24 protein-coding genes and 3 pseudogenes are annotated in these 24,830 nt (G+C 65.7%); 18 read left to right on the top strand and 9 right to left on the bottom strand.

Annotated elements, in window-relative coordinates; genetic code table 11:
- Positions 1 to 69: 69 nt before the first annotated feature.
- On the top strand, positions 70 to 432 hold the full coding sequence (locus F1640_RS13070; RefSeq protein WP_124810585.1) for a response regulator: 363 nt from the start codon (positions 70 to 72) through the stop codon (positions 430 to 432).
- A gap of 10 nt (positions 433 to 442) precedes the next feature.
- Here F1640_RS13070 and F1640_RS13065 read toward each other — a convergent pair whose 3' ends face one another.
- The gene (locus F1640_RS13065; protein WP_255530362.1) at positions 443 to 1,090 is read right to left on the bottom strand and encodes a Pycsar system effector family protein; all 648 of its coding nucleotides are present in this window, start codon (positions 1,088 to 1,090) and stop codon (positions 443 to 445) included.
- 130 nt (positions 1,091 to 1,220) lie between these two features.
- Between F1640_RS13065 and F1640_RS13060 the strand changes: the two genes are divergently transcribed.
- Both F1640_RS13060 and F1640_RS13055 read left to right on the top strand, forming a co-directional pair.
- On the top strand, positions 1,221 to 1,460 hold the full coding sequence (locus F1640_RS13060; RefSeq protein ID WP_124810586.1) for an acyl carrier protein: 240 nt from the start codon (positions 1,221 to 1,223) through the stop codon (positions 1,458 to 1,460).
- A gap of 8 nt (positions 1,461 to 1,468) precedes the next feature.
- Positions 1,469 to 2,669, top strand: a pseudogene (locus tag F1640_RS13055) (aminotransferase class I/II-fold pyridoxal phosphate-dependent enzyme).
- A gap of 51 nt (positions 2,670 to 2,720) precedes the next feature.
- Here F1640_RS13055 and F1640_RS13050 read toward each other — a convergent pair.
- Both F1640_RS13050 and F1640_RS13045 read right to left on the bottom strand, forming a co-directional pair.
- Positions 2,721 to 2,990 (bottom strand): usg protein, encoded by a 270-nt coding sequence (locus F1640_RS13050; RefSeq protein WP_124810588.1) that lies wholly within the window; start codon positions 2,988 to 2,990, stop codon positions 2,721 to 2,723.
- A gap of 125 nt (positions 2,991 to 3,115) precedes the next feature.
- Positions 3,116 to 3,766, bottom strand: coding sequence for a YqaA family protein (locus F1640_RS13045; RefSeq protein ID WP_124810589.1), 651 nt, complete (start codon positions 3,764 to 3,766; stop codon positions 3,116 to 3,118).
- 205 nt (positions 3,767 to 3,971) lie between these two features.
- Between F1640_RS13045 and F1640_RS13040 the strand changes: the two genes are divergently transcribed.
- From F1640_RS13040 to F1640_RS13020, 5 genes and pseudogenes are all read left to right on the top strand, one after another.
- A complete protein-coding gene (locus tag F1640_RS13040) occupies positions 3,972 to 4,487 on the top strand; it encodes a hypothetical protein (protein WP_194919591.1) in 516 nt (171 codons plus the stop codon).
- Positions 4,477 to 4,929: pseudogene (locus F1640_RS13035) on the top strand (terminase large subunit domain-containing protein); the annotation flags it as partial. The gene F1640_RS13040 and the pseudogene F1640_RS13035, both read left to right, overlap by 11 nt.
- 22 nt (positions 4,930 to 4,951) lie before the next feature.
- Entirely contained in the window at positions 4,952 to 5,323 is a 372-nt protein-coding gene (locus F1640_RS13030; RefSeq protein WP_309229258.1) for a DUF2793 domain-containing protein, read from the top strand.
- 197 nt (positions 5,324 to 5,520) lie between these two features.
- Complete coding sequence (locus tag F1640_RS13025; protein ID WP_125954671.1) at positions 5,521 to 6,615, top strand: OmpA family protein; 1,095 nt, start codon at positions 5,521 to 5,523, stop codon at positions 6,613 to 6,615.
- Positions 6,616 to 6,709: 94 nt separating this feature from the next.
- Positions 6,710 to 7,258, top strand: a complete 549-nt coding sequence (locus tag F1640_RS13020) for a superoxide dismutase family protein (protein WP_194919588.1) — start codon at positions 6,710 to 6,712, stop codon at positions 7,256 to 7,258.
- 24 nt (positions 7,259 to 7,282) lie between these two features.
- Here F1640_RS13020 and F1640_RS13015 read toward each other — a convergent pair whose 3' ends face one another.
- The gene (locus F1640_RS13015) at positions 7,283 to 8,281 is read right to left on the bottom strand and encodes a GDP-mannose 4,6-dehydratase (RefSeq protein WP_194919587.1); all 999 of its coding nucleotides are present in this window, start codon (positions 8,279 to 8,281) and stop codon (positions 7,283 to 7,285) included.
- Positions 8,282 to 8,381: 100 nt separating this feature from the next.
- Positions 8,382 to 9,698: a nucleotide sugar dehydrogenase gene (locus tag F1640_RS13010; protein ID WP_194921426.1), complete on the bottom strand. Its 1,317-nt coding sequence runs from the start codon at positions 9,696 to 9,698 to the stop codon at positions 8,382 to 8,384.
- 195 nt (positions 9,699 to 9,893) lie between these two features.
- On the opposite strand from F1640_RS13010, the pseudogene wecB reads away from it, so the two are divergent.
- Together wecB and wecC are read left to right on the top strand one after the other, a co-directional pair.
- Positions 9,894 to 11,025 (top strand): annotated as a pseudogene (gene wecB / locus F1640_RS13005) (non-hydrolyzing UDP-N-acetylglucosamine 2-epimerase).
- Positions 11,006 to 12,337 carry a UDP-N-acetyl-D-mannosamine dehydrogenase gene (gene wecC, locus F1640_RS13000; protein WP_125954667.1) on the top strand — a complete coding sequence of 444 codons (1,332 nt, stop codon included), beginning with the start codon at positions 11,006 to 11,008 and terminating at the stop codon, positions 12,335 to 12,337. Before wecB ends, wecC begins: the two are co-directional and overlap by 20 nt.
- 136 nt (positions 12,338 to 12,473) lie before the next feature.
- On the opposite strand, the gene F1640_RS12995 is transcribed toward wecC, so the two are convergent.
- On the bottom strand, positions 12,474 to 14,807 hold the full coding sequence (locus tag F1640_RS12995) for a TonB-dependent receptor (RefSeq protein ID WP_124810641.1): 2,334 nt from the start codon (positions 14,805 to 14,807) through the stop codon (positions 12,474 to 12,476).
- A gap of 183 nt (positions 14,808 to 14,990) precedes the next feature.
- On the opposite strand from F1640_RS12995, the gene F1640_RS12990 reads away from it, so the two are divergent.
- The gene (locus tag F1640_RS12990) at positions 14,991 to 15,602 is read left to right on the top strand and encodes a TetR/AcrR family transcriptional regulator (RefSeq protein WP_124810642.1); all 612 of its coding nucleotides are present in this window, start codon (positions 14,991 to 14,993) and stop codon (positions 15,600 to 15,602) included.
- A gap of 211 nt (positions 15,603 to 15,813) precedes the next feature.
- On the opposite strand, the gene F1640_RS12985 is transcribed toward F1640_RS12990, so the two are convergent.
- The 3 genes from F1640_RS12985 to F1640_RS12975 are packed head-to-tail and all read right to left on the bottom strand — an operon-like array spanning position 15,814 to position 17,605.
- Positions 15,814 to 16,716: a sterol desaturase family protein gene (locus F1640_RS12985; RefSeq protein WP_194919585.1), complete on the bottom strand. Its 903-nt coding sequence runs from the start codon at positions 16,714 to 16,716 to the stop codon at positions 15,814 to 15,816.
- 4 nt (positions 16,717 to 16,720) lie between these two features.
- Positions 16,721 to 17,155 carry a hypothetical protein gene (locus F1640_RS12980; RefSeq protein ID WP_309229257.1) on the bottom strand — a complete coding sequence of 145 codons (435 nt, stop codon included), beginning with the start codon at positions 17,153 to 17,155 and terminating at the stop codon, positions 16,721 to 16,723.
- Between the two features lie 15 nt (positions 17,156 to 17,170).
- Positions 17,171 to 17,605, bottom strand: coding sequence for a TIGR01244 family sulfur transferase (locus tag F1640_RS12975; protein ID WP_124810645.1), 435 nt, complete (start codon positions 17,603 to 17,605; stop codon positions 17,171 to 17,173).
- Positions 17,606 to 17,989: 384 nt separating this feature from the next.
- Here F1640_RS12975 and F1640_RS25725 point away from each other — a divergent pair, with 384 nt between their 5' ends.
- The 7 genes from F1640_RS25725 (at position 17,990) to F1640_RS12940 (ending at position 24,825) form a co-directional block, all read left to right on the top strand.
- Positions 17,990 to 18,763: a cold-shock protein gene (locus F1640_RS25725; protein ID WP_125954776.1), complete on the top strand. Its 774-nt coding sequence runs from the start codon at positions 17,990 to 17,992 to the stop codon at positions 18,761 to 18,763.
- 136 nt (positions 18,764 to 18,899) lie between these two features.
- Entirely contained in the window at positions 18,900 to 20,093 is a 1,194-nt protein-coding gene (locus F1640_RS12965) for an aspartate aminotransferase family protein (protein ID WP_194919584.1), read from the top strand.
- A complete protein-coding gene (gene argF, locus F1640_RS12960; protein WP_194919583.1) occupies positions 20,090 to 21,016 on the top strand; it encodes an ornithine carbamoyltransferase in 927 nt (308 codons plus the stop codon). The genes F1640_RS12965 and argF overlap by 4 nt, the downstream gene beginning before the upstream one ends.
- A gap of 21 nt (positions 21,017 to 21,037) precedes the next feature.
- Complete coding sequence (locus F1640_RS12955) at positions 21,038 to 21,946, top strand: Hsp33 family molecular chaperone HslO (protein WP_194919582.1); 909 nt, start codon at positions 21,038 to 21,040, stop codon at positions 21,944 to 21,946.
- 110 nt (positions 21,947 to 22,056) lie between these two features.
- Positions 22,057 to 22,497 carry a hypothetical protein gene (locus F1640_RS12950; RefSeq protein ID WP_223806756.1) on the top strand — a complete coding sequence of 147 codons (441 nt, stop codon included), beginning with the start codon at positions 22,057 to 22,059 and terminating at the stop codon, positions 22,495 to 22,497.
- 71 nt (positions 22,498 to 22,568) lie between these two features.
- Complete coding sequence (gene queC / locus F1640_RS12945; RefSeq protein ID WP_124810649.1) at positions 22,569 to 23,285, top strand: 7-cyano-7-deazaguanine synthase QueC; 717 nt, start codon at positions 22,569 to 22,571, stop codon at positions 23,283 to 23,285.
- The gene (locus tag F1640_RS12940) at positions 23,272 to 24,825 is read left to right on the top strand and encodes an MFS transporter (protein WP_194919581.1); all 1,554 of its coding nucleotides are present in this window, start codon (positions 23,272 to 23,274) and stop codon (positions 24,823 to 24,825) included. The genes queC and F1640_RS12940 overlap by 14 nt, the downstream gene beginning before the upstream one ends.
- The last annotated feature ends 5 nt before the right edge of the window (positions 24,826 to 24,830 follow it).

The raw sequence follows: 24,830 nt of genomic DNA, 5'->3' as shown, positions 1-24,830 counted from the left end.
CAGGGCCTTTCCGGGTCAATAGAGGGTCAACGGCGCAGCCGGCTTCCGGCGCTCGCACCCGAGGGCTCAGTGGCAAAAAGAATTCTGGTTGTCGAGGATAACGACCTCAATCGCAAGCTGTTCTGCGACCTGCTGAAGGCCAACGGCTTCACCGTCGAACCCGTTGCCGACGGGCGCGAGGCGATCGAGCGGACCCGCCTGTTCGTCCCCAACCTCGTCATCATGGACATCCAGTTGCCCAACGTGTCGGGCCTGGAACTGATCGAGGCGCTGAAAGGCGACACCGAACTGCGCACGATCCCGGTGCTGGCCGTGACCGCCTATGCCGGCAAGGGCGACGAGGAACGCATCCGCGAAGCCGGTGCCGAAGGCTATCTGGCCAAGCCGGTATCGATCGGCCCGTTCATGGCGGCGGTGAACAAGCTGGTGTGAGCCGGCCCTGTCAGGAGGGCATGTAGGCGCGCAGGTGCTCGATCGCGAACGTCACGACTGTCAGGCACAGGCCGACCATGAACACGCGGTAGGCATAGCCGAGGAAGCGGTACTTCTTGCGCTGGAGCACCTGGCCGTTCTGGTAGATGTCGCGCAGCATCGTGCGGAACACGGTTTCATCGGCGTGGAGTTCATCGAGCACGCTGTCGATCCATTCCTCTTCCGCGACGTGGGTGAAATAGCCGAAGAACAGCTTGTTGGGCGACGACGGGCCAGCCTGCCCCCTGCCCGTCTTGCCTCGGTCTGGCCCGCCGATCGAGGGCAGCACCGCGAACACCGCGCACATCGCGGAAATGAACGCCGACAGCGCCAGCACGCCCAGCGACCACGGCATCGTTCCGCTTTTCGCCTGCCCGACCGCGATGGTGAACACCAGGAAGGTGGCCCCCATCAGCAGCGAAGCCTTGGCATCGGCCATCTGGCTGAGCGTAAGGTTCATCTGCTGCGAGGTGCGCACGAGATGGATGGCGTGGTTGGAGAAACCCGACGGCGAGAGCGGCGAGGGCGTGGCGCGGACCGGCTGCGCTCCGCCCGTATCCCCGGTTTCCGCTGAAGCGCCCGATGACGGTGGCGGCGGCAACGGCGACGGCTGGTTCAACGCATTTCCCCTTGATGCGGCATCGCGGCTGGGGATGACACAGGACGGTCCGGCTTGACAAGCGGACCGCGTGGCCGCTTTTCAGCCGCAATCGTCTGGCAGGGGGCTTGCCCCACAGTGGAGAATACCGATGGACCGCGCCGCAACCGCAAACCGGATCGCCGAGCTGATCGAGCCGTTCAACAAGAAGGGCATCGCGATCGCCGAGGATACGACCTTTGCCGGTGACCTTGAATGGGACAGCCTGACGGTGATGGATTTCGTGGCGGCGATCGAGGACGAATTCGACATCATCATCACCATGAACCAGCAGGCCGAGATCGAAACCTACGGCCAGCTGATCGACGCCGTGACCAAACTGCAAGGCTGACGCCCACGATGACCGATCTGTTCAGCAAGTTCGACCCGCTGATCGAACAGCGCCGCGCCCTTCTCGCCGGTGGCGTGGAAGACCCGTTCAACCTGGTGATGCAGCGCGTGCTCTCGCCCACCGTGGCCGTGTGCAACGGGCGCGAAACGATCCTGCTGGGCACCTACAACTACATGGGCATGACGTTCGATCCCGACGTGATCCTGGCGGGCAAGCAGGCGCTGGACGATTTCGGTTCGGGCACCACCGGCAGCCGCGTGCTGAACGGCACCTATGCCGGGCACCGCGCCGTGGAGGACGCGCTCAAGGACTTCTACGGGATGGAGCACGCCATGGTGTTCTCCACCGGATACCAGGCCAACCTGGGCATCATCAGCACTGTCGCCGGCAAGGGCGACTACATCGTGCTCGATATCGACAGCCACGCCTCCATCTGGGACGGCTGCAAGATGGGCGATGCCGAAGTGGTGCCGTTCAAGCACAACGACATCGTGGCCATGGAAAAGCGCCTGAAGCGCATTCCCGAAGGCGCGGGCAAGCTGGTGGTGCTGGAAGGCGTCTATTCGATGCTGGGCGGACATCGCGCCGCTGAAGGAAATGATCGCCATCGCCAAGGAAAATGGCGCGATGGTGTTGGTGGACGAGGCGCATTCGATGGGCTTCATCGGCCCCAACGGACGCGGCGTGGCCGAAGAGCAGGGCGTGCTGGACGACGTGGACTTCGTGATCGGCACGTTCTCCAAGTCGGTCGGCACCGTCGGCGGCTTCTGCGTGTCCAACCACCCCAAGTTCGAGATCCTGCGGCTGGTCTGCCGCCCCTATGTCTTCACCGCCAGCCTGCCGCCGAGCGTGGTCCACACCGCCGCGACATCGATCCGCAAGCTGATGCACGCGGGCAACAAGCGCGCCCACCTGTGGGAAAATTCGCGCACGCTGCACAAGGGCCTGCGCGACCGGGGCTTCCAGCTTGGCACCGAGGAACCGCAGAGCGCGATCATCTCGGTCATCATGCCCGATCTGGAGCGCGGCGCGGGCATGTGGGAAGCGCTGCTCCACGAAGGGCTGTACGTGAACCTGGCGCGTCCGCCGGCGACGCCCGCCGGGATGACGCTGCTGCGCTGTTCGCTGTGCGCGGAACACACCGCCGAACAGGTGCAGACGATCATCGGCATGTTCGAGCGCGCCGGCAGGAAAGCCGGAATCATCTGACAGTGATGGCTGGCCGGAGGATATTCCGGCCGGCCGGTTGGTGCCATTCCGTCAGTGCAGCCGGATCTCGCCGTCCACCGCCCGCCATTCGCTGGGGCGGATCAGGTGATTGTGCGCCACGCGGACCGAATGGATCACCGCCTCGATATCGCGCCGCCAGAAATCGAGGAACCGTTTCAGTTCCGGGAACCGGGGTGCGACGTCGTAGCGCTGCAGGACGAATTCCTGCAGCAGGCTGGGATGATCGGGCATGTAGTAATGGATCTGCCAGGTGGCCAGCCCGTAACCGGCCAACTGAAGCCGAAAGTCGCTGTCTTCCATAGTCCTCCTTCCCCCTCGCTGGTGAAGAAATACCGGGAAGCAGCATGCTCCTTCATGGTTAACGGACCGTCAACGGGGTCCGCCGCCCTTTTTTGTGCATTGCAGCAATCAGGAACGCGCGCGGCTCAGGCGCTGGCGGTGACCGACTGCATCGTGGCGCCGCTGCATTCGTCGGCGCCCTTCTGCCCGTGCCCGCCCAGCATCGCGGCGGCGACGAAGCCGGCCAGGATCAGCGCGATGAACCCGACCACGGCGAGGCCGAGGTAGCGATCGATCCACGCCTTGATCGGCGCGCCGAACAGGCGGAACAGCACGCCCACGATCATGAAGCCGATGCTGCGCGAGATCAGGCTGGCGAGCAGAAACTTGCCGATCGGCATGCCGATGAAGCCGGCGGTGATGGTGATCAGCTTGAACGGGATCGGCGTGGCGCCCTTGGCGATGATCGCGAGAAAGCCCGCCTCACCCCGCAGCTTGCACGCGGCGTAGGGGAAGCTCTGCGTCAGGTGCAGCGCGGACAGCAGCTGTTCGCCCACGCTGGCGAACAGGAAATGGCCGATCGCATAGCCCAGCATCCCGCCGATGACCGAGGCGATCACGGTGATCGCGGCGAAGCGGACCGCCTTCTTCGGTTCGGCCAGGCACATCAGCCCCAGCAGCGGATGCGGCGGGATCGGGAAGAAGCTCGCCTCGACGAAAGCGAACAGGGCAAGCCACCATTCCGCGCGCGGGTGCGCGGCCTTGGCCATGGTCCAGTCATAGAGGCGGCGAAGCATGGGCAAGGCATCCGTTAACGCGGCTGAGTATCGCGCGGGTGCTTAGGGCAGCGGGCGGCAAAGTGCCATAGGCGGAATATCCGGCCCGCAGTTCGGCCTTGACAACGTGACGCTGAATGAGTACATAACAGGAACATCGCGAAAGACCGAGTCGCCCGCCTCCCGTCGCGACCGGTGCGAAACCTTCCCCAGATACGGATATTTCATGGCAGCCAGATCACCGGGCGCGTCGCTGACGCGTGCCGCAAAAGCGCGTGCGGGCGAAACGTCCGCGCGCCGCGCCTCCGCGCCGCCGCGCTGGGTCAAGCCGTTCCTGGCCGCACTGGCCGACACATCCAACGTCGCCGCCGCCGCGCGCAAGGCCAAGATCGATACCTCGGCCGCCTACCAGCGCCGCCGCAACGATGCCGCGTTCAACCGCCAGTGGCAGATCGCGCTGTGCGAGGGATACGACAACCTGGAAATGGAACTGCTGCACCGGCTGCGCACCGGCGAAGTGAAGCCGCCCCCCGGCGCGAAGCGGGCGGCCCGGTCGTTCGACAACGCCACCGCGTTCCGTCTGCTGGCCGCCCACCGCGAAAGCGCGGCGCGCCAGCGCGCCATCCGCGATCAGGTGAGCGCCGCCGACATCCGCGCTTCGATCGACCGCAAGGTCGAGGAACTGCGCCAGCGCGTGATGGCCGCGAAGGCGCTTTCCGAACGGCCGCGCGATGCCGGCTGACCGGCTGGATTTCCTGCGCGACGACCATGACGGCCTTGGCGCGGACATCGGCGAGACCTTCGACCAGAGCGAAAGGGACGAATGGCACTGGAACTGGCCGCTGTGGGCACGCGCCGCGCAACTGCCGCCCGAGGGCGACTGGCGCGTCTGGCTGGTCATGGCGGGGCGCGGCTTCGGCAAGACCCGTGCCGGCGCGGAATGGGTGCGGACGATCGCCGAAGCCGATCACGAGGCCCGCATCGCGCTGGTGGGCGCTTCCTTGCACGAGGCGCGGGCGGTGATGGTCGAGGGCGAAAGCGGGGTGATGGCGGTCTGCCCGCCGCACCGCCGCCCGCGCTTCGAACCCTCGCTGCGGCGCGTGATCTGGCCCAACGGCGCGCAGGCGATGCTCTATTCGGCGGGCGAGCCGGAATCGCTGCGCGGCCCGCAGCACAGCCATGCCTGCGGGGCAGGCGCAGAAGGAAGTGACGGTCAACGAAAGCCTGCTCCTGCTGGACGCCCTGGCGCACACGGCGGTTGAGGGAGAAACCGCGACGCCGCCGGAAACGCCGGAAAACGGACAGGTTTGGCTCGTGGCGACGGATGCAACGGACGCTTTCGGCGGGCATGACCATAGTCTTGCGATCTGGAGCGAAGGCGGCTGGCGCTTTCTTCCTCCGCGCGAAGGCATGCGGGTGTTCGATCGCGAACAGCGATGCTTCCGCCTGTTTGCGGACATATGGAGCGGGTTCGACGCACCGGCGCTGCCCACGGGCGGCAGCATGATCGACGTGGAAGCACGTGCCTTCATCGCCGATCTGGTTCAAAGTTTGCGGGATTGCGGTTTGCTCCGCTGAAATCGCGGGAACAAACGCCCGCTTTAATCATTTCGGCGGAACATGAGGGTATTTCTGCCGCGGTTTACGAAGATGCACAGCGCAACAGCGTTGTATTTTCGCAACACCTGGCAAGCGTGCCCGCTTGCATGAGCACTTGAGAACCGGTAGACAACCGCCACGACGTGGCAAGATTATCGCTAAAAGGGGAATCAATAATGCGGAAACTGGTCCTAGGCCTGGCCATGGCATCGAGCGCCCTGGCTACGCCAGCTCTCGCCCGGGATAAGTCCTGGTACGTCGAGGGTGACGCGGGTGCCATGATTGTGGAAGACATCTACAATTTCACCGGCAAGAACAACGACGGCACGCTGGACACCAAGGCCGGCTACGACTTCGGCGGCATCGTCGGCTACGACTTCGGTCCGTTCCGCCTCGAAGCCGAAGCCAGCTATCGTCGCGCCGAGGAAAAGGGCTATCGCAGCTCGACCCAGAACTACAATGACGCCCAGCTGGGTGGCGGCGCCAGCGCGCTGAGCTTCATGGCCAACGGCCTGCTCGACTTCGGTCCCGATGACGGCCTGCAGGGCTTCGTCGGCGGCGGTGTTGGCGTTGGCCGCGTCAAGAACGCGGTGATCACGCCCGTGACCGGCCCGACCTCGGTGAACGTTGTCGATTCGGACACCGGCTTCGCCTGGCAGGCTCTCGCGGGTATCCGCGCGCCGATCAGCAAGCACGTCGACGTGGGTCTGAAGTATCGCTTCTACAACCAGGACCACAACGATCTGGTGAACAACGCTGGCGCCAACGTGCGCACGCGCTTCCGTTCGCACTCGCTGATGGCGACGCTGGCCTACAACTTCGGTGGCGCAGAACCGGTTGCTCCGCCGCCGCCCCCGCCGCCGCCGCCGCCCCCGCCGCCGCCTCCCCCGCCGCCTCCGCCGCCTCCGCCGGTGGCCGTGTGCAACAAGGGTCCGTACATCGTGTTCTTCGACTGGGATAAGTCGGACATCACGCCGGAAGCAGCGACCATCCTCGACAACGCGATCACCGCGTATGGCAACTGCAACAGCGTGCCGATCATGCTGGCCGGTTACACCGACCGTTCGGGCACGCCGAAGTACAACCTCGGCCTCTCGGCTCGTCGTAACACCTCGGTCCGTGCGTACCTCACCTCGCACGGTATCCCGGATGGTTCGATCACCAGCCAGGCCTTCGGTGAAGCCAACCCGCGCGTTCCGACCGCGGACGGCGTCCGTGAACTCCAGAACCGTCGCGTGGAAATCACCTACGGTCCGGGTTCGGGCATGTAATTTCAGGCTTTTTGCCGAAATCGAACGAGGGGTCGGAGCAATCCGGCCCCTTTTTCGTTATGGCTGACAAGGCACCATGCCGAGGAGGCCAGAGATGATCCGCTTGACTCGTTCCCTTACGCCGCTGTCATTGACCGCCGTTTCGCTGATAGCGCTGACCGCCTGCGCCACGACAGGACAGGCGGCTACATCCACGGTTCTTGCAACCGCGCCGCTGGCGACCGCGGACGGTCATCCCGCGGGGCGTGCGGAACTGGTGACCAGCGGCGATCATATCCTGTTGCATCTAACCGCATCGGGCCTACCGGCCGGCACACATGGCGCCCACCTGCATACGACAGGGCGTTGCGAAGCCCCCGGCTTCACGACCGCTGGCGGTCATCTCAATCCGGCCGGGCATCAGCATGGCACCGAAAACCCCGCCGGCCCCCATCTCGGCGATCTGCCCAACCTGATCGTGAAGGACGACGGCACCGGCGAACTGACCGTGCCGGTCAGCGTGGCGCGCGCCGATTTCGATGCCCGCGTGTTCGACCCGGACGGCACCGCCATCGTCATCCACGCGGGGCCGGACGACTACAAGACCGACCCCAGCGGCAACAGCGGCGGCCGTATCGCCTGCGGCGTGTTTGCACACCCCTAGGGTCCTGACCCTAGAGGCGCACCTTCAGAGGCCGTGGTACTGCTTGTACCACGCGACGAAGTTCGGCACGCCAATGTCGATGCTGGTGGTGGGCTGGTAACCCAGGTCGTTCGCGATGGCGTCGATATCGGCAAAGCTCTGGCGAACGTCGCCAGGCTGCATCGGTAGCAGTTCGACCTGCGCCTTGCGGCCGCATTCCGCCTCCAGAATCTCGACCACCTTCATCAGGTGTTCCGAGCGGTGGTTGCCGATGTTGTAGAGCCGGTGAGGCTTGAGGCTGCCCCCAGCCTTGGGCGCGCCATCATCGGGCGGCGGGTTGTCGAGGCACGCCATGACGCCGGCGATGATATCGTCGATATACGTGAAATCGCGGTACATATCGCCATGGTTGAACACCGGAATCGGTTCGCCGGCGAGAATTTTGCGCGTGAAGATCCACATCATCATGTCCGGGCGCCCCCACGGACCATAGACGGTGAAGAACCGCAAACCCGTGAGCGGCAGGCGATAGAGATGCGCGTAAGTCTCGCTCATCAGTTCGTCCGCCTTCTTGGTGGCGGCGTAGAGCGACAGCGGATGATCGACGCGATCATCGACCGAGAACGGCAGCTTCTCGTTGCCGCCGTAGACCGAACTGGAGCTGGCATAGACCATATGCTCGACCCCACGGTGGCGGCCGATTTCCAGCAAGTTGAGATGGCCGACGAGGTTCGACTGCACATAGGCATGCGGATTTTCGATCGAGTAACGCACCCCGGCCTGCGCGCCGAGATGGACGATCCGTTCGAACTCCAGGCCATCCAGGGCGATGGTCACCCCTGCCATGTCCGCGAAATCCGCCTTCAGGAACGTGAAACGATTCCCGCCCAGTTCCTTGAGCCGCGCCAGTCGTGCTTCCTTGAGCCGCAGGTCGTAGTAATCGTTCACGCAATCGATCCCGATGACCGTATCGCCGCGAGCGAGCAGTTTCTGCGTCAGCGAAAAGCCGATGAAGCCGGCAACGCCGGTAACCAGTACGCGCATCGTGTTCTCCAGACCCCGAACCGGGGCCGATCCATATGTCAGTCAAAACAGGTTGGGGACAACGCTGGCGGACAGGCAAAGTCTGCCGCGTTCCGCACGGTCAGAGCTTCCAGTCCGCCTTGCCGTTCAGAATGCCCTTGAGATCCGCCAGCGTGCCTCCGGGCGCAACGAGCGCCGCGATGGCATCTTCGCCCATGGCCAGATAGGCCTGATGCGGCACGGCGAGGAGGACAAGATCGTAAGTCCGTTCCAGCGCATCAGCGGAGAGGTCCAGCCCGTATTCGTGCCGCGCCTCGCCGGCATCGGCCATCGGATCATGCACCGTGACCGCGTGCCCCATGCCCGCCAGGGCGTGCACGACATCGGCGACCTTGGAATTGCGCAGATCGGGCACGTTTTCCTTGAAGGTCAGCCCCAGCACCAGCACGCTGCCAGCAGCCCCGCCGCGCTTCGCGTGCAGTTCGTCCGCCACCCATTGCGCCATGGTATCGTTGACGCCGCGCCCGGCAAGGATGACCTGCGGATCGTGCCCCAGCGCCTCGGCCCGGTGCGAGAGATAGTACGGGTCAACGCCGATGCAGTGCCCGCCGACGAGCCCGGGCGTGAACGGCAGGAAATTCCACTTGGTGCGCGCCGCTTCGAGCACGTCCCACACGGAAATATCCATTTTCGAGAAGATTTGCGCAATCTCGTTCATGAACGCGATGTTGATGTCGCGCTGAGCGTTCTCGATCACCTTGGCCGCTTCGGCCGCCTTGATCGAGGCGGCGCGGAACACGCCGCCGCTGGTGATCGCGCCATAGAGATCGGCAACCCGGTCGAGCACCTCTGGCGTCTGCCCCGATACCACCTTGGTGATCCGGTCGATGGTATGTTCGCGATCGCCCGGATTGATCCGTTCGGGGCTGTAGCCGAGAAAGAAATCCCGGCCGCAGACGAGCCCCGACGCCTCTTCCAGCAATGGTCCGCAAATCTCCTCCGTTACCCCCGGATAGACCGTACTTTCGAACACCACCACCGGTGCGCGCCCTTCCTGCACGGCGGCTGGCAGCAGCGCGCCGACCGTGCGCGAGGCGGCCTCGACAAGGCGCAGGTCCGGGCGATTCGCCGCGTCGATGGGGGTCGGTACGGTCACGATGTAGAAGTCGCTGGGCGGGCAGACCTGCGCATCGCTGGTGACCCCGAGACCCGAGAGCGAAAGCTGCCCGGCCTCGATCTCGCCCGTGCGGTCGTGCCCTTCGGAAAGTTCGGCGATGCGGCGGCGATCGATATCGAGGCCGGTAACGAAGAACTGCCGCGCCAGCGCCACCGCCAGCGGCAGCCCCACATAGCCCAGCCCCACCACGGTCACCCTTGTCGCCGCAGAGACGGAACCATCGGACCGGGGCTGTGGCGTGGCGGCAATCGGCGGGTACATGGCAGTCACAGGCAAGCCTTTCCTTCGCGCGGCGCGCACGCCGCTGTGTGCCCGCTTTAGGCCAAGGCTCTTATTTCGTAGTTAATGGCCTGGCGCGATTTGCCGGCGGATCGGTGCCAATTCATACCGCAAGACGGTTGCCGCACCGACGGCCCCATAACACGGGTTTAACGACTGGGTGATAAGAGCGTGCCGATGACCAAGACCGTCCTCGTCGTATTCGGCACCCGCCCCGAAGCCATCAAGGTGTTTCCCGTAATCCACGCCCTGCGCGCGGACGCGCGCTTTCGCGTGGTGACCTGCGTTTCGGCGCAGCACCGGGGCATGCTGGACCAGGTGCTGGAAATCGCGGGGATCGTGCCCGATCACGATCTGGACCTGATGCGCCCGGATCAAACGCTCGACGGGCTGACCGCCGCGCTGCTGACCGGGCTTGGCCGGGTGATGGACGCCGAACAGCCGGACTGGGTGGTGGTCCAGGGCGATACCCGCCACGGCCATGGCCGGCGCGCTGGCGGCCTATTACCGCAAGCTGCCGGTGGCGCATATCGAGGCCGGACTGCGCAGCCACAACATCTACCATCCCTGGCCGGAAGAGGTGAACCGCAAGATCATCGGCTCGATCGCGGCGCTCCATTTCGCCCCCACGGAAACCTCCGCCGCGGCGCTCCATGCCGAGAACGTCCCCGCCGACACGGTCCATGTGACCGGCAATACCGTGATCGACGCGCTGCAGTGGATCACCGCGCGGATCGGCGCCGAACCGGCGCTGGCGGCAGGCCTCGGCGAACTGGAAGCACGCTTTGCCGGCAAGCGGATCATCGGCGTGACCAGCCACCGGCGCGAAAACTTCGGCGGCGGCCTGGAAAACATCGCCGAAGCGATCCGCCGCATCGCCGCGCGCGAGGACGTGGCGCTGATCTTCCCCGTCCATCCCAACCCCAATGTGCGCAAGGTGATGGACGCGGCGCTGGCCGGCCTGGCCAACGTGGCCATGATCGAACCGCTCGACTACCCGCACTTCGCGCGTCTGCTGGCGATCAGCGAGATCATGCTGACCGACAGCGGCGGCGTGCAGGAGGAAGCGCCCGCACTGGGCAAGCCGGTGCTGGTGATGCGCGAGACGACCGAGCGGCCCGAAGGCGTGGCCGCCGGCACGGCCAGGCTGGTTGGAACCGATGCGGACCGTATCGTTTCCGAAATCTTCACCCTGCTCGACGATAAGGCTGCCTATTCGGCCATGGCGCGCGCCCACAACCCGTTCGGGGATGGGCAGACATCGCGCCGCATCGTGGAGCTTTTGGGACATGTCGAACCAGCCCGGTAACCTCAAAGCCGGTGAAGTGAAGCCGGACGTCTGTGTTGTCGGACTGGGCTATATCGGCCTTCCCACCGCCGCGATCATCGCGCGCGCGGGCTGCCGGGTGCTGGGCCTCGACGTGTCGGAACGCGTGGTCGAAACGATCAACCGCGGCGAAATCCATATCGAGGAAGTCGATCTCGACGGGCTGGTGCATGGCGTGGTCCAGCGCGGCCTGCTGCGCGCTGCCACGCGGATCGAGCCTGCCGACGTCTTCGTGATCGCGGTGCCCACGCCCTTCGAAAAGGACGAGCACCACACGCCCGACATCTCCTATGTGCTGGCGGCGGCGACCGAAGTGGCCGCCGTGCTGAAGGCGGGCGATGCGGTCATCCTCGAATCCACCTCTCCGGTGGGCACGACCGAGAAGATGCGCGATCTGATGGCCGGCCTACGCCCGGACCTGAAGTTTCCGGGCCTGACGCGCGAAACGCCCGACGTCTCGATCTCCTACTGCCCCGAACGCGTGCTGCCGGGCCGCATTCTGGAAGAACTGACCAACAACGACCGTTCGATCGGCGGCATCACCCCACGCTGCGCGCGCAAGGCGCTGGCCTTCTACAAGCGCTTCGTGCGCGGCACCTGCGTGACCACCGACGCCCGTTCGGCCGAGATGACCAAGCTGGTCGAGAACGCCTACCGCGACGTCAACATCGCCTTCGCCAACGAACTGTCGGTGGTGGCGGACAAGATGGGGCTGGACGTGTGGGAAGTGATCCGGCTGGCCAACCGCCATCCGCGCGTCAACATCCTGCAGCCCGGTCCGGGCGTGGGCGGGCACTGCATCGCGGTGGACCCATGGTTTATCGTGCACGGCGCGCCCGAACAGACGCCGCTGATCCGCACCGCGCGCGAAGTGAACGACGGCAAGATGCACCACGTGATCGCCAAGGCCACCGCGCTGCTGGAAGCGCATCCGGGCGAGAAGGTCGCCTGCCTCGGCCTCGCCTTCAAGGCCAACATCGACGATTTCCGCGAAAGCCCGGCGCGCTATGTCGCGGCGACGCTGGCGCGCCGGTTCGGCGATCGCATCAGCGTGGTCGAACCCTATGCCTCCGCCCTGCCGATCGAGTTCACCGACACCGGCGCCGCGCTGATCGACCTCGACACCGCGCTGGAGGATTGCGGCGTGCTGATCGTGCTGGTCGATCACGACGTGTTCCGCGTGGTGCCGCTGGCCGAACGCAGCGGCAAGGCGGTGTACGATACGCGCGGCATCTGGCCCGATCAGCCGGTAGCGGAAGCGCCGGCAGCCGGATCGCTGCGCCTCGCCAGCTAGAACCGCCCTACAGTTCCCCGAGAGGAAAGGCCGGAAGCAGGGTCACCTGCTTCCGGCCTTTGCGTATTGAGCCCGTTGGCGCCCCTTCCGCCGAGGGAGGAGAGGAGGGGGAAAGGGGCGCCGGGGATCGCGTGCGTCAGAAGCGCACGCCGAGCGTGAGATTCCAGGTGCGCGGATCGCCGTAGTACACGGTCTGGATGTTGCCGACCGAGCTGAACTCCTGCCCGTCGGTCTTGTAGAGCGCGTTGCCCACGTTCTTGACCATGCCACGCAGGTAGAACCGGTCGTAATCGAGCTGGGCATAGACGTTGCCCAGCAGATAGCCGTCCTCGGTCAGGCCGGGACGGTTGTCGACCGAAAGGTACTGCTTGTCGACGAAACGGACATCACCGCCGAAGCTGAGCGAGGCTTCGCCCAGCGGAATGCGGTAGTCCGCGCCGATGCGCATGGTGAGCGGCGGCGCGAAGGCCGGCTTGCAGGTGATCTTCGTGCCGGTGGGGTTGCAGCTGAACGAAGGCGCGCGACGGCCGTCGTTGAACTCCTTGTACTTGGCATCGAGATAGCCGACCGACGCGGTCAGCGTCAGCGGTGTAGACGGGCGCACCGCCGCTTCGAACTCGAAGCCCTGGATGCGCAGCTTGCCGGCGTTGATGACGGGGAAGCTGCCGCCGTTGATGCCGGTGTTGCCGCCGCCAACGCGCGCCTGGAAGTCCTTGTAATCGGAATAGAACGCCGCCGCCGACAGCGAGACGCGCCCGTCCAGGAACGTGCCCTTGGCGCCGGCTTCGTAGGTCCACACCGTTTCCGGCTTGAACGTCGGCACGATCTGCGTGGTGCCGTTCACCGCCAGCGTCACATCGGCCAGGCTGTTGACGCGGCCGTTGAAACCGCCCGACTTGAAGCCCCGGCTGGCCGAGGCATAGACCAGTGTGTTGGTGGTCGGCTTGTAGCTGAGCGTGGCCGATGGCGTCCACGCATCATAGCTGACTTCGTCGAGCGTGTTGTACGGCGCCGGCAGGCTGGTGGGGAACGCGAACGTGCTGACGATGCGGATCGCCGGGAACACCGGGCTGGTGGTCGTTGCCGTCGTGGTGCGGAAGTACTTCTTCTTCTCGTGCGTGTAGCGCAGGCCCGCCGTCAGCGCGAGCTTCTCGGTGAAGTTGTAGGTCAGCTGGCCGAACGCGGCATAGCTCTTGGTGTTCTGCCGGTCATCGATTGTGCGCAGGAAGTTCAGCGGCGTGCCGACATACTGGAGGTAGCTGTCGGCATAGGCTTCCTGGTGCGAATTGACCTGTTCGTCGAGGAAGTAGAGCCCGACCACGCCCTTCAGCTTTTCGGTATCCAGCTTGAGCTGCAGTTCCTGGCTGAACTGGTGCTGGCGCGTGCCCACGAACACATCGCCCACTTCCGCCGCCGTGGCATCGATATCGACGTAGAAGTTCGTCTTCAGCTTGCGATAAGCGGTGATCGAGGTGAGCTGGAGGTTGTCGGTCAGATCGACATTGATCGTGCCCGAAAGACCCCAGTGATCGAGCCGCTGGCCTTCGCCGTTCTTGAAGCTGGTGGATGCCGTGTAGTTGTAGCGGCCGGTCGGCGCCGTGGCGATGACGAACGGCGTGACGCTGGTGAACGTGGAATTGTAATTGAAGCCGATAAGGTTGGCCGTGGCCTGCCCCAGCGTGAGCGCGTTGCGCTGGCGGGTGTAGTCGCCCGAGATCAGCACCTCGACCCGGTCGGACGGCTTGGCGCGCAGAATCGCGCGGCCCGACAGGTTGTCGCGATCGTTGTACTTCTTGCCGGTGGCGGGATCGGTGACGATGCCGTCGCGCTTGTCATAGACCCCGGCCAGCGACAGCGCGAGCTTGTCGGTCACCAGCGGCGCGGTGACATAGCCCTTGGCGGTCACTTCGTTGAAGCGGCCATAAGTGAAGGCGCCCTCGCCCCGGATCGTGTCCAGATCAGGCTTCTTCGACACCACGTTGACCGCGCCACCGATGGTGTTCTTGCCGTAAAGCGAGCCCTGCGGCCCGCGCAGCACTTCCACGCGCTGCACGTCGAACAGGTTGAGCAGCGCGCCCTGGATGCGGCTGAGATAGACGCCATCGACATAGACGCCGACGGCAGGGTCGAAGGTCTGCAGCGCATCGGGCTGGCCGATGCCGCGGATGTAGAAATTGGCGGACGAGGCCGAGCCGCGCCCCTGCACGATGTTCACGTTGGGGATCGCGCCCTGCACGCCGGAAAGATCCTTGGCGCCGGCCTTTTCCAGCCCTTCGGTGGACAGGGCGGTGATGGCGATGGGCACGTCGACCAGGCGTTCCTCGCGCTTGCGGGCAACGACGACGATTTCGCCCGAATCATTCGCCGAAGCTTCGGATGCAGCGGCTTCCTGCGCGAAAGCGGGCATGGCGGGCAGCGCAACAAGCGCGGTGGTAGCGGCCGCAAGGGCGCGCACGCGAAAACGGTTCATGGATCAGGCTCCCTCTCACGGACCGATGAAAGGCCCGTCTGCCCGAACCGATATTGAAAGTTGAACCATGTTTCAACTTTTCATTTGAGGCGGATCGAATCCATCGATAGGACGTGGCGAAAGCGCAACAGCCCCGGCACTAAGGACCGGGCTCGGGCGATCGGCCACGGATGGGAGAGCAGGGTGTCGGTAGATCCGGAAAAGGCGAGCCCCGGCAAGGCTCCGCGTACCGCGCGCGGACGGGAAACGCTGCGGCGCCTGCTCGATGCCGCGGCGGCCGAGTTCGGCGAACGCGGCTTCCACGAAGCCTCGATCAGCGGGATCACCCGCCGCGCGGGAACGGCGCTCGGCAGCTTCTATACCTATTTCGATTCGAAGGACGCGATCTTCACCGCGCTGGTGCGCGACATGTCCGCCCGTGTCGCCACCACCGCGGCCGCGGCCGTCAGCGCGGGAGCAACAGGGCTGGTGCGCGAGCGGGAGGCGCTGGAAGGCTTCCTGCGCTTCGCGCGCGAGCACAAGGAAATCTACCGCATCATCGACGAGGCGGAGTTCGCCGATCCGCAAAGCTACCGCGCGCACTACGAAGGCACCGCACAGCGCATCGCCGCGCGCCTGGACGATGGCGTCGCCCAGGGCACGCTGCGCGCAGGCGATCAGGAAGTGCGGGCCTGGGCGCTGATGGGCATGAACGTATTCCTGGGCCTGCGCTTCGGCGTGTGGGACGCCAGCCGCCCAGTGGAGGACATCGCCGGGGTGGCCGCGGACCTGCTGCGCGACGGGCTTTCAATCTAGAGCCCTTCGCCCAAATTCAAATCCCGTCATCCCGGCGAAGGCCGGGATCTCATGCCGGATTGCCTGAGGCCAGAGATGCCAGCCTACGCTGGCATGACGGGGGAAGATGGAGAGGCTTGAAGGGGTCTTGACGGTTGTCGCCCATTCTCGGCCGCCCCACTCGCCCCGCATTTGTCCACGCCGCATGGGGCCTCAATCCAAGCGCACAACCCTAGACCGCCCCGTCCTGCCGTTCACGCCAGCGCTCCCGGATGCGGTCGGACGTGTCCCGGCTGCCATCATGGCTCCATCCCGGCTCGCGCACGAGGTAGGCCAGCTTGTAGCGCAGCGGCGCGACCGCGAAGTCCTTCAACATGCCCGCCCATTCGTGGAACACCGACCACATCACGCCGAACGTGCCGAGCTGGCGGACGATGCCGTAGCGGATGCGTTCGTCCTCCAGTTCGGGCTGGAACGTCCGGAACAGGCGATCCCAAACGATCAGCGCCCCGGCATAGTTGCGATCGAGATAGACCGGGTTGGTCGCATGGTGGACCCGGTGATGCGACGGCGTGTTGCACACTGCCTCGAACCAGCGCGGCATCCGGCCGATCGCCTCGGTGTGAATCCAGAACTGGTAAACCAGGTTCACGGCCCCGACCGTCACCAGCATCGCCGGGTGAAAGCCGAGCAGCGCCGGCCAGATGCGGAACACGAACGAGAGCGCGAAAAAGCCGGTCCAGGTCTGCCGCAGCGCGGTGGACAGGTTGTAATGCTGGCTCGAATGGTGGTTGACGTGGCTGGCCCAGAACCAGCGGATGCGATGCCCGGTGCGATGCGCCCAGTAATAGTTGAAATCGTCGAGCACGAAGCACGCGATCCAGGCCCACCAGGCGAACGGCACCGTTGCCACGCGGTGCTGGTAAAACGCCATCGCGGCGGCATAGACCACCCCGGCGGTCAGCGCGCCGGCAACCGTGCTGCCCAGCCCCAGCGCCAGCGAGGTCCAGGTATCGCGCGGTTCATAGGCTTCCGGCGCGCGGCGGCGCGCCCACGCCATTTCCGCGATCATCGCCAGGATGAAGAACGGCACCGCGTAAGTCACGATATCGAAAGGATGGATGTCCGGCGTCATGGCCCTATCCTTCCAGCCGGCGGAGGCTTGCCGCCCAGGCCTGCGCATCGGGACCAAGGTTGAGCGTGATCGTGCCGAAGCGGTTGTCCCCGGTCGAAACGGTCAGGAACTGCTGGTCGAGCCGGACGCCGGCGTGGCTTTCCAGAAGGCGCGCGGCGAAGTGGCTGCCATGGCGGCGAATCAGCATGACCCTGCCCTGCGCATCGCGCACCAGCGCGCCAATCCGCGCCTTGTCGAGCCCGACCGCCACCGGCACGAAGCCGCACATCGCCTCGTCGGCCAGCGCGCCCGCGTGATCCTCGTCGCGAATCCGCACGTCGCCGCCCAGATTCATCCAGCGCGCGAGTTGCACCACGAACAGCACCCCGACCAGGGAAGCCAGCGTCTTGAGCACGAGAAGCACGCCGGGCTGGGCAAGAAACGCCTGCACCACTTTCACGATCGCTGTCCCGGCTCAGCCGGCCTGCGCCGCGAGCATATCGACCTGCGCGCGAACCGGCGTGATGTCATACCCCGCGCCGGCCGCACCCGCCGCGATCCGCGACGGATTGCGGCCAGCCGCCGCCTCGGCCAGCGCCCAGAGCAGCGTGGAGCGCGTACCGGATCGGCAGTAGGCGAGCACTGGCTGGTCGCCCGCCTCGTCCAGCGCCTTGCGCATCGCTTCCACCTGCCAGGCGGCGAAGCCCGCGTGCGTCACGGGGATCGCGTGATAGGCGATCCCGGCCTCGCGCGCCGCTGCCTCGATCGCGGCACCCGGCGTCTGATCGTCGGATTCGTCCTCGGGACGGTTGTTGATGATCACGGCGATTCCCAGCGCTTTCGCCTCGGCCACGTCCGCCACCGTGATCTGCGGACTGGCATAAGTGCGATCATCGATCTTGCGGAACAACGGTGCCTACTCCCGGATTGAGGCTGACGACGGCGAATGCCGGTCGTGGCAGGACTCGTGCAGGTGATCGCGCCGGCTCGCCCTCCGAAACGGCACGCAATTGACAGTGCTTCTGCCCAAACCACTGGCCAAGAGCAAGCATTCGCAGCCGCCTCCGGGATCGGAAAAATTGCCTCCGAAACGGCGGATCAACGAAAGTTCCCGGAAATCCGGTCTCTTTTGCCGATTCCATTCGCGCTATGGCTTTTTCTTCGCTATAGAGATGAGTGCAATGAAGAAGGTCGGCCTTTTGTCCGGCGCGGATTCCTTGTCGTGCCGCCGGTCTCCGCATCCGGCCCGCGGCGCCGGGGAAAGCAGGGGCGGAACGAAGGTCTATTGAAGTTTATGGGTTTTGACAGAGGGCGGCGGGGTCGCGGACGGGATAAGCGCGACGGATTCGGCGAAGACAATTTCGATCCCTACAGCGGCGGTGGCGGCGGCTTCGGCGGCGGTTACGATCGTGGCGGATTCGGCGGTGGTGACCGCGGCGGATTCGGCGGCGGCAACCGTGGCGGCGGCTTCGGCGGCGGTGATCGCGGTGGCTTCGGCGGCGGTGGCAACCGTGGCGGCGGCTTCGGCGGCGGCGGCGGTGGTGGCGGCTTCGGCGGCCCCCGTGGCGGCGGCATGCCCGCGCAGGTCGTCGGCACCGGCAAGGGCAAGGTGAAGTTCTTCAATGCCCAGAAGGGCTTTGGCTTCATCCAGCGCGACGAAGGCGGCGAAGACGTTTTCGTGCACATCAGCGCGGTTGAACGCGCCGGGCTGGAAGGCCTGGCCGAAGGTCAGGAACTCGAATTCAACCTGGTCGATCGCGGCGGCAAGATTTCGGCGGCGGACCTTCAGGTCGTCGGCGACGTGATCGAGGTTGCCTCCAAGCCGGCCGCGCCGCAGCGCGAACTGACGGGCGAAAAGGCGACCGGCACGGTCAAGTTCTTCAACGCGATGAAGGGCTTCGGCTTCATCACGCGTGATGACGGCCAGCCGGATGCGTTCGTGCACATCAGCGCTGTGGAGCGTTCGGGCATGCGCGAGCTGAATGAAGGCGACAAGCTGGAATTCGATCTCGAGGTCGATCGACGAGGCAAGTACTCGGCGGTCAACCTGGTGCCGCGTCAGGATTGATCCGGTCCGCACCGCCCCCGGCATTTGACCGGGGGCCTGCAACACAATAAACGCGCGCAAATGGCGGCCAGTCGGCCGCCATTTGTCGTTTGCGATTCCCGTCTTCCGATTTGCGTGAATGAAACAGGAGCTGCCCATGTCGATCACACCGCTCATGCCCGTCTATCCCCGGTGCGGCGTGCGACCTGTGCGAGGCGAGCACTGCCATCTCATTGACGAGAACGGCACCCGTTATCTCGATTTCGCCAGCGGCATCGCCGTCAACCTGCTCGGCCATTCGAACGCGCACCTGATTGGCGCGATCCAGCAGCAGGCGGCGACGCTGATGCACGTGTCGAACCTCTACGGCAGCCCGCAGGGCGAGCATCTTGCGCAGCGGCTGGTCGATCTGACGTTCGCCGATACCGTGTTCTTCACCAATTCGGGCGCCGAGGCGGTGGAATGCGCGATCAAGACCGCGCGTGCCTATCACCAGCATGCCGGCGACGATCACAAGTTCGAGCTGATCACGTTCAAGAACGCATTCCACGGCCGCACGATGGCCACGATCAGCGCGTCGAATCAGGACAAGATGCACAAGGGCTTCCTGCCCCTGCTGCCCGGCTTCAAGTACGTCGAGTTCGACGATCTGGAAGGCGCGAAAGCCGCGATCGGCCCCAACACGGCCGGCTTCCTGGTCGAGCCGATCCAGGGCGAAGGCGGCATCCGCGATGGTTCGGACGCGTTCATCAAGGGCCTGCGCGCCCTGTCGGACGAACACGACCTGATGCTTGTGTTCGACGAGGTGCAGTGCGGCGTCGCCCGCACCGGCACGCTCTATGCCTATGAACAGTATGGCGTGCTACCGGATATCATGGCGACGGCCAAGGGCATCGGCGGCGGGTTTCCGATGGGCGCCTGCCTCGCGACCGAAAAGGCCGCGCGCGGCATGGTCTTCGGCACGCACGGCAGCACCTATGGCGGCAATCCGCTGGCCATGGCCGCCGGCGAAGCGGTGCTGGACATCGTCGCCACCCCCGAATTTCTGTCCAATGTGCGCGCCACCGGCGAACGCCTGCGCGGCCGCCTGGAACAGTTCATCGGCAACTATCCGGATCTGTTCGAACTGGTGCGCGGACGCGGGCTGATGCTGGGCGTCAAGATGAAGATCGAGCCGCGCGCGTTCGTGGCGCATCTGCGCGACAACCACCAACTGCTGACGGTTTCGGCCGGCGACAACACCCTGCGCGTGCTGCCACCGCTGGTGATCGACGATTCGCACATCGATGAATTCATGGACAAGCTCTCGGCCGGCGCCGCGAGCTACAAGGTCGAGGCCACGCCATCATGACCCGGCATTTCCTGAACCTGACCGACGCGGGCGGCGATGCCCTCGCCGCGATGCTCAACGACGCGATCGACCGGAAGGCGGCGCGCAAGGGCTTCGCCAAGGGGCGTGCCGATGGCGACGCCCCGCTCGCCGGGCATGTCCTGGCCATGGTGTTCGAGAAGAACTCCACCCGCACACGTGTTTCGTTCGACGTGGCGATGCGCCAGCTTGGCGGCAGCGCGCTGGTTCTCGACGCCGGCACCACCCAGCTTGGCCGGGGCGAGACGATCGCCGATACCGCGCGCGTGCTGAGCCGCATGGCCGACGCGATCATGCTGCGCACCGACGATCACGCCAAGGTCGAGGAACTGGCCCACCATGCCACCGTGCCGGTGATCAACGGGCTGACCGACCTGTCCCACCCCTGCCAGATCATGGCCGACCTGCTGACCGTGATCGAGCATGGCAAGGCCCTGCCGGGCCTGGAAGTCGCCTGGCTGGGCGATGGCAACAACGTGCTCAACTCGATCGTCGAAGCGGCGGGGCTGATGAAGTTCAACGTTCGCATCGGCGTGCCCGCAGGCTATGAATCCGATGCTGGGTTCATAGCCCGCGCGCAGGCCGGTGGCGCGCGCGTCTCGCTTCACCGCGACGCGGCCGAAGCCGCGCGCGGTGCGGACGTGGTGGTGACCGACACCTGGATTTCGATGGGGCAGGAGCACGCCGAAGCCAAGCTGCAGGCCATGGCGCCCTACCAGGTCAACGATGCGCTGATGGCGCAGGCGAAAGCGGACGCGCTGTTCCTGCACTGCCTGCCCGCGCACCGCGGCGAAGAGGTTACCGATTCGGTGATCGACGGCGCGCGATCGGTGGTATGGGATGAAGCGGAAAACCGCATCCATGCCCAGAAATCGGTGCTGCGCTGGGTTTTCGGCCAGATCTGAAGGCAACGGTGAACACGGCTGATGAGCGCTCCTGACATTCACGATGGCGAAACCGGCTTCGACCGGACGCTGCTGTTCACCGTGCCCGATCGCGACGCGCGCGGCCGGGTCGTGCGGCTTGGCCCGGTGCTGGATCGCATCCTTTCGGCGCACGCCTATCCCGCACCGGTAAAGCATCTGCTGGCCGAAGCGCTGGTGCTGACCGCGCTGCTTGGCTCGCTGCTCAAGGACGAGCAAGGCCAGCTGACCATGCAGGCGCAGACGCGGGAGGGCGTGATCGACCTGCTGGTCTGCGATTACCGGGGTGGCGAACTGCGCGGCTATGCGCGGTTCGACAAGGCCCGGCTCGACGAGCTGGGGCCGGCCCCCACGCTGCACGCCCTGTTCGGCGATGGCTATCTGGCGGTGACCTTTGACCTTCCCTCCACCGATCAGCGCTATCAGGGCATCGTGCCGCTGGAAGGTTCGTGCCTGGCCGAAGCCTGCGAAGCCTATTTCCTCCAGTCGGAGCAGGTGCCCACGCTGATCCGGTCCGCCGTGCGCCACGATGCCTCGGGCTGCGTCGGCGGCGGCCTGCTGCTGCAGCATCTGCCCGAAGGCGAGGAAGGCCGCGAGCGGCTGCACGCGCGGCTGGACCATCCGCAATGGGAGCATATCGCAACCATGGGCGGCAGCGTGAAGGCCGAAGAGCTGCTCGATCCCGCGTTGAGCATGGAAAGCATCGCGTGGCGCCTGTTTCACGAGGAGCGGGAAGTGCGCGTCGAACGCGGACCGGCGCTGGAACGCGGTTGTCGCTGCACCGTCGAGCACTACCGATCGATACTGTCGCGCTTCCCCGAAAGTGAGCGCGCCGAAATGCGCAACGAAGATGGCGTGATCGTGGTCGATTGCGCGTTCTGTTCGCGCGATTTCGCAATCGACCTGGATTGAGATCATGCCGCGCTCACATCGGCCATTGAATCTGGTCCGGTCCGCCCTATTTTTGTCATGAAATATTGTGAAATCCCGCACTGACAACGGACGTGGGGATGTCATTGTTAATGGCCATGATCTGGAACGAGCGAATCATTGCGCGCCTCGGGCGCGGTGCGGTCCTTGCGGGAATCGCGACGCTGGCTTTCGCCGCGCCGTCGCTGCTCGCGCAGCGTTCGGGCCTGATGATGCTCGATCGCTTCGAAGCCGGCCAATGGGATGTCCGCGTGCGCGATACCACGATGGCGCGCAGCTCGCTGTGCATCGACAACGGGCGCGATCTGGTCCAGTTGCGCCACGCCGGCGCCGCCTGCCGCAGCGTGGTGGTCGAGGACACGCCCAGTGCCGTCACCATTCAATACACCTGCCCCGGCAACGGCTATGGCCGCACGCGCATCCGCATGGAGAACGCGCGGCTGGCGCAGATCGAAACGCAGGGCATCGCGCAGGGGCTGCCTTTCGACTACTCGGCAGAGGCGCGCCGCGTGGGCAGCTGCACGCCACGCTGACTCTATCCCCCATCCCGATCCTGTGCGTCCTTGCCATTGCCAGCGCGGCGATGCCCCGCTAGCCCAAGGGGATGGTCGAACACGTTGACGTGCAAGTGAAGAATACCGACGCGGCTCCCCTGGCCGTGGTGCTGCTGTCCGGCGGGCTGGATTCGATGGTCTGCGCGGGGCTGGCGCTGGAACAGGGCTTCCGCGTGCTGGCGCTGACGATCGACTACAACCAGCGCCACCGCATCGAACTCGACGCCGCGCGCAAGATCGCTGCCAGGCTCCGGGTGGATCGCCACGTCGTGCTGCCGCTCGATCTGCGCCAGTTCGGCGGCTCGGCGCTGACCGACGCCATCGACGTGCCCAAGGACGGCGTGGGGCCGGACATTCCGGTCACTTACGTGCCCGCGCGCAACCTTGTTTTTCTCTCCCTCGCGCTCGCCTGGGCGGAAGCGGCGGGATCGAAGGATCTGTTCATCGGCGTCAACGCGCTCGATTATTCCGGCTATCCGGATTGCCGCCCGGAATTCGTGGCGGGGTTCGAGGGACTGGCGCGCATCGCCACCAAGTTCGGATCGGAAGGGGGCACCGTGCGCGTCCACGCGCCACTCCAGTACCTGACCAAGGCGGGGATCGCGCGCGAAGCCGTGCGGCTCGGGCTGGATACGAGCGAAAGCTGGTCCTGCTACGATCCCCTGCCCGATGGAACCGCCTGCGGCCTGTGCGACAGCTGTCGCTTGCGGCAGGCTGGATTTGCCGAAGCGGGACTGGAGGACGGCACGCGGTATGGAGGATCCTGAAACCCCGGCGAGAGGCGAAAAAGCCCCCCGGATCGAACCCTATAGCTGGTACGCGCTGGGCGTACTGGTCATCGTTTACATACTCAACTTCATCGATCGCCAGTTGCTGACCATCCTTGCGGTGGACCTGAAGCGCGATCTGGGCATTTCCGACAGCGAATTCGGCTTCCTCTATGGCACCGCGTTCGGCGTGTTCTATGCGCTGTTCGGCATTCCGCTGGGCAAGCTGGCGGACCGCTGGACGCGCACCCGGCTGCTGGCGATTGGCCTGGCGGTGTGGTCGGCGATGACCGCGCTTTCCGGCCTTTCCCGCAACTTCACGCAACTGGGCCTTGCCCGGATCGGCGTGGGCGTGGGCGAAGCCTCGGCCGGCCCGTCGGCCTATTCGCTGCTGTCCGACTATTTCCCGCCGCGGCGCCGCGCCACCGCGATCGCGATCTATTCCGCCGGCATCTACCTGGGTGGCGGCGTTTCGCTGTTCATCGGCAGTTCCATCGCCAATGCCTGGAACAGCGGCTTCGCGCCGGGCGCGCATCCGTTCGGGCTGGCCGGCTGGCAGGTCGCGTTTCTGGCGGTGGGCCTTCCCGGCCTGTTGCTGGCGGGATGGGTCAACAGCCTGCGCGAGCCGGCGCGTGGTCGCTACGATCCGCCGGCGCACCGCCGCGCGCCGCCGGAAGGCTCGCCGTTCAAGGCATTCCTGGCGGACCTGGGCACGATCGTGCCGCCCTTCACCCTGATCGCCGCCGCGCGGCGGGGCGGCGGGGCGCTGACGGCCAATATCGCGGCCGCGGCGATCATCGCGGCGCTGGCGGCCGGCATCACCGCGGTGCTGGGCGATCCGGTGCAGTGGATCGCGCTAGGCGTGGGCAGCTATGCCATCTTCTCGTGGGCGGCGAGCCTGCGCGCGCAGGACCCGGCCGCTTTCGCCGCGATCTGGAAATCGCCTTCGGTGCTGGGCGTCACCATCGGGTACGGCCTGATCAGCTTCGTATCCTATGCCAATTCGGCGTTCGGCCCGCTTTATGCGATCCGCACCTTCCACGCCAGCACCGACGAAGTGGCGATCATGGTCGGCGGGCTGGCGGCGGCAGGCGGCGCGGCGGGCGTGATCGCCGGTGGCGCGATGGCGGACCGCCTGAGCCGGGGCCATGACAACGCGCGGCGCGTGCTGGTGGTCATCGGCGGGCTGGCGGCCGGTCTGCTGCCCTATGCCGTGATGCTGACCACCGACAGCAAGGCGGTGTTCTATGCCATGGTCTTCCCGACCTGGTTCCTCTTGAGCGCCGCGCTGGGCGGGGCTTCGGGGACGATCGTCAACATCGTGCCGCCACAGGTACGCGCCACGGCGACGGCGGCGTTCCTGCTCGGCGCGACGATGCTGGGGCTGGCGCTCGGCCCCTACGCCGCCGGCCGCCTGTCGACCGATTTCGGCAGCCTCAAGGTCGGGCTGGTGGGGGTGCTGGCCGTGGTTCCGATCGCCTTCGCCGCGCTGTTCATCGCGTGGCGCGCGCTGAACCGCCAGCACCAGGGCGAAGGGTAGGAGAA

Origin of the sequence: Novosphingobium sp. NBM11, assembly GCF_015390225.1 — a bacterium.
Classification (GTDB): Bacteria; Pseudomonadota; Alphaproteobacteria; order Sphingomonadales; family Sphingomonadaceae; genus Novosphingobium.
Note: the sequence above shows the minus strand (reverse complement) of the source record. Positions and strands in the feature narration are given on the sequence as shown.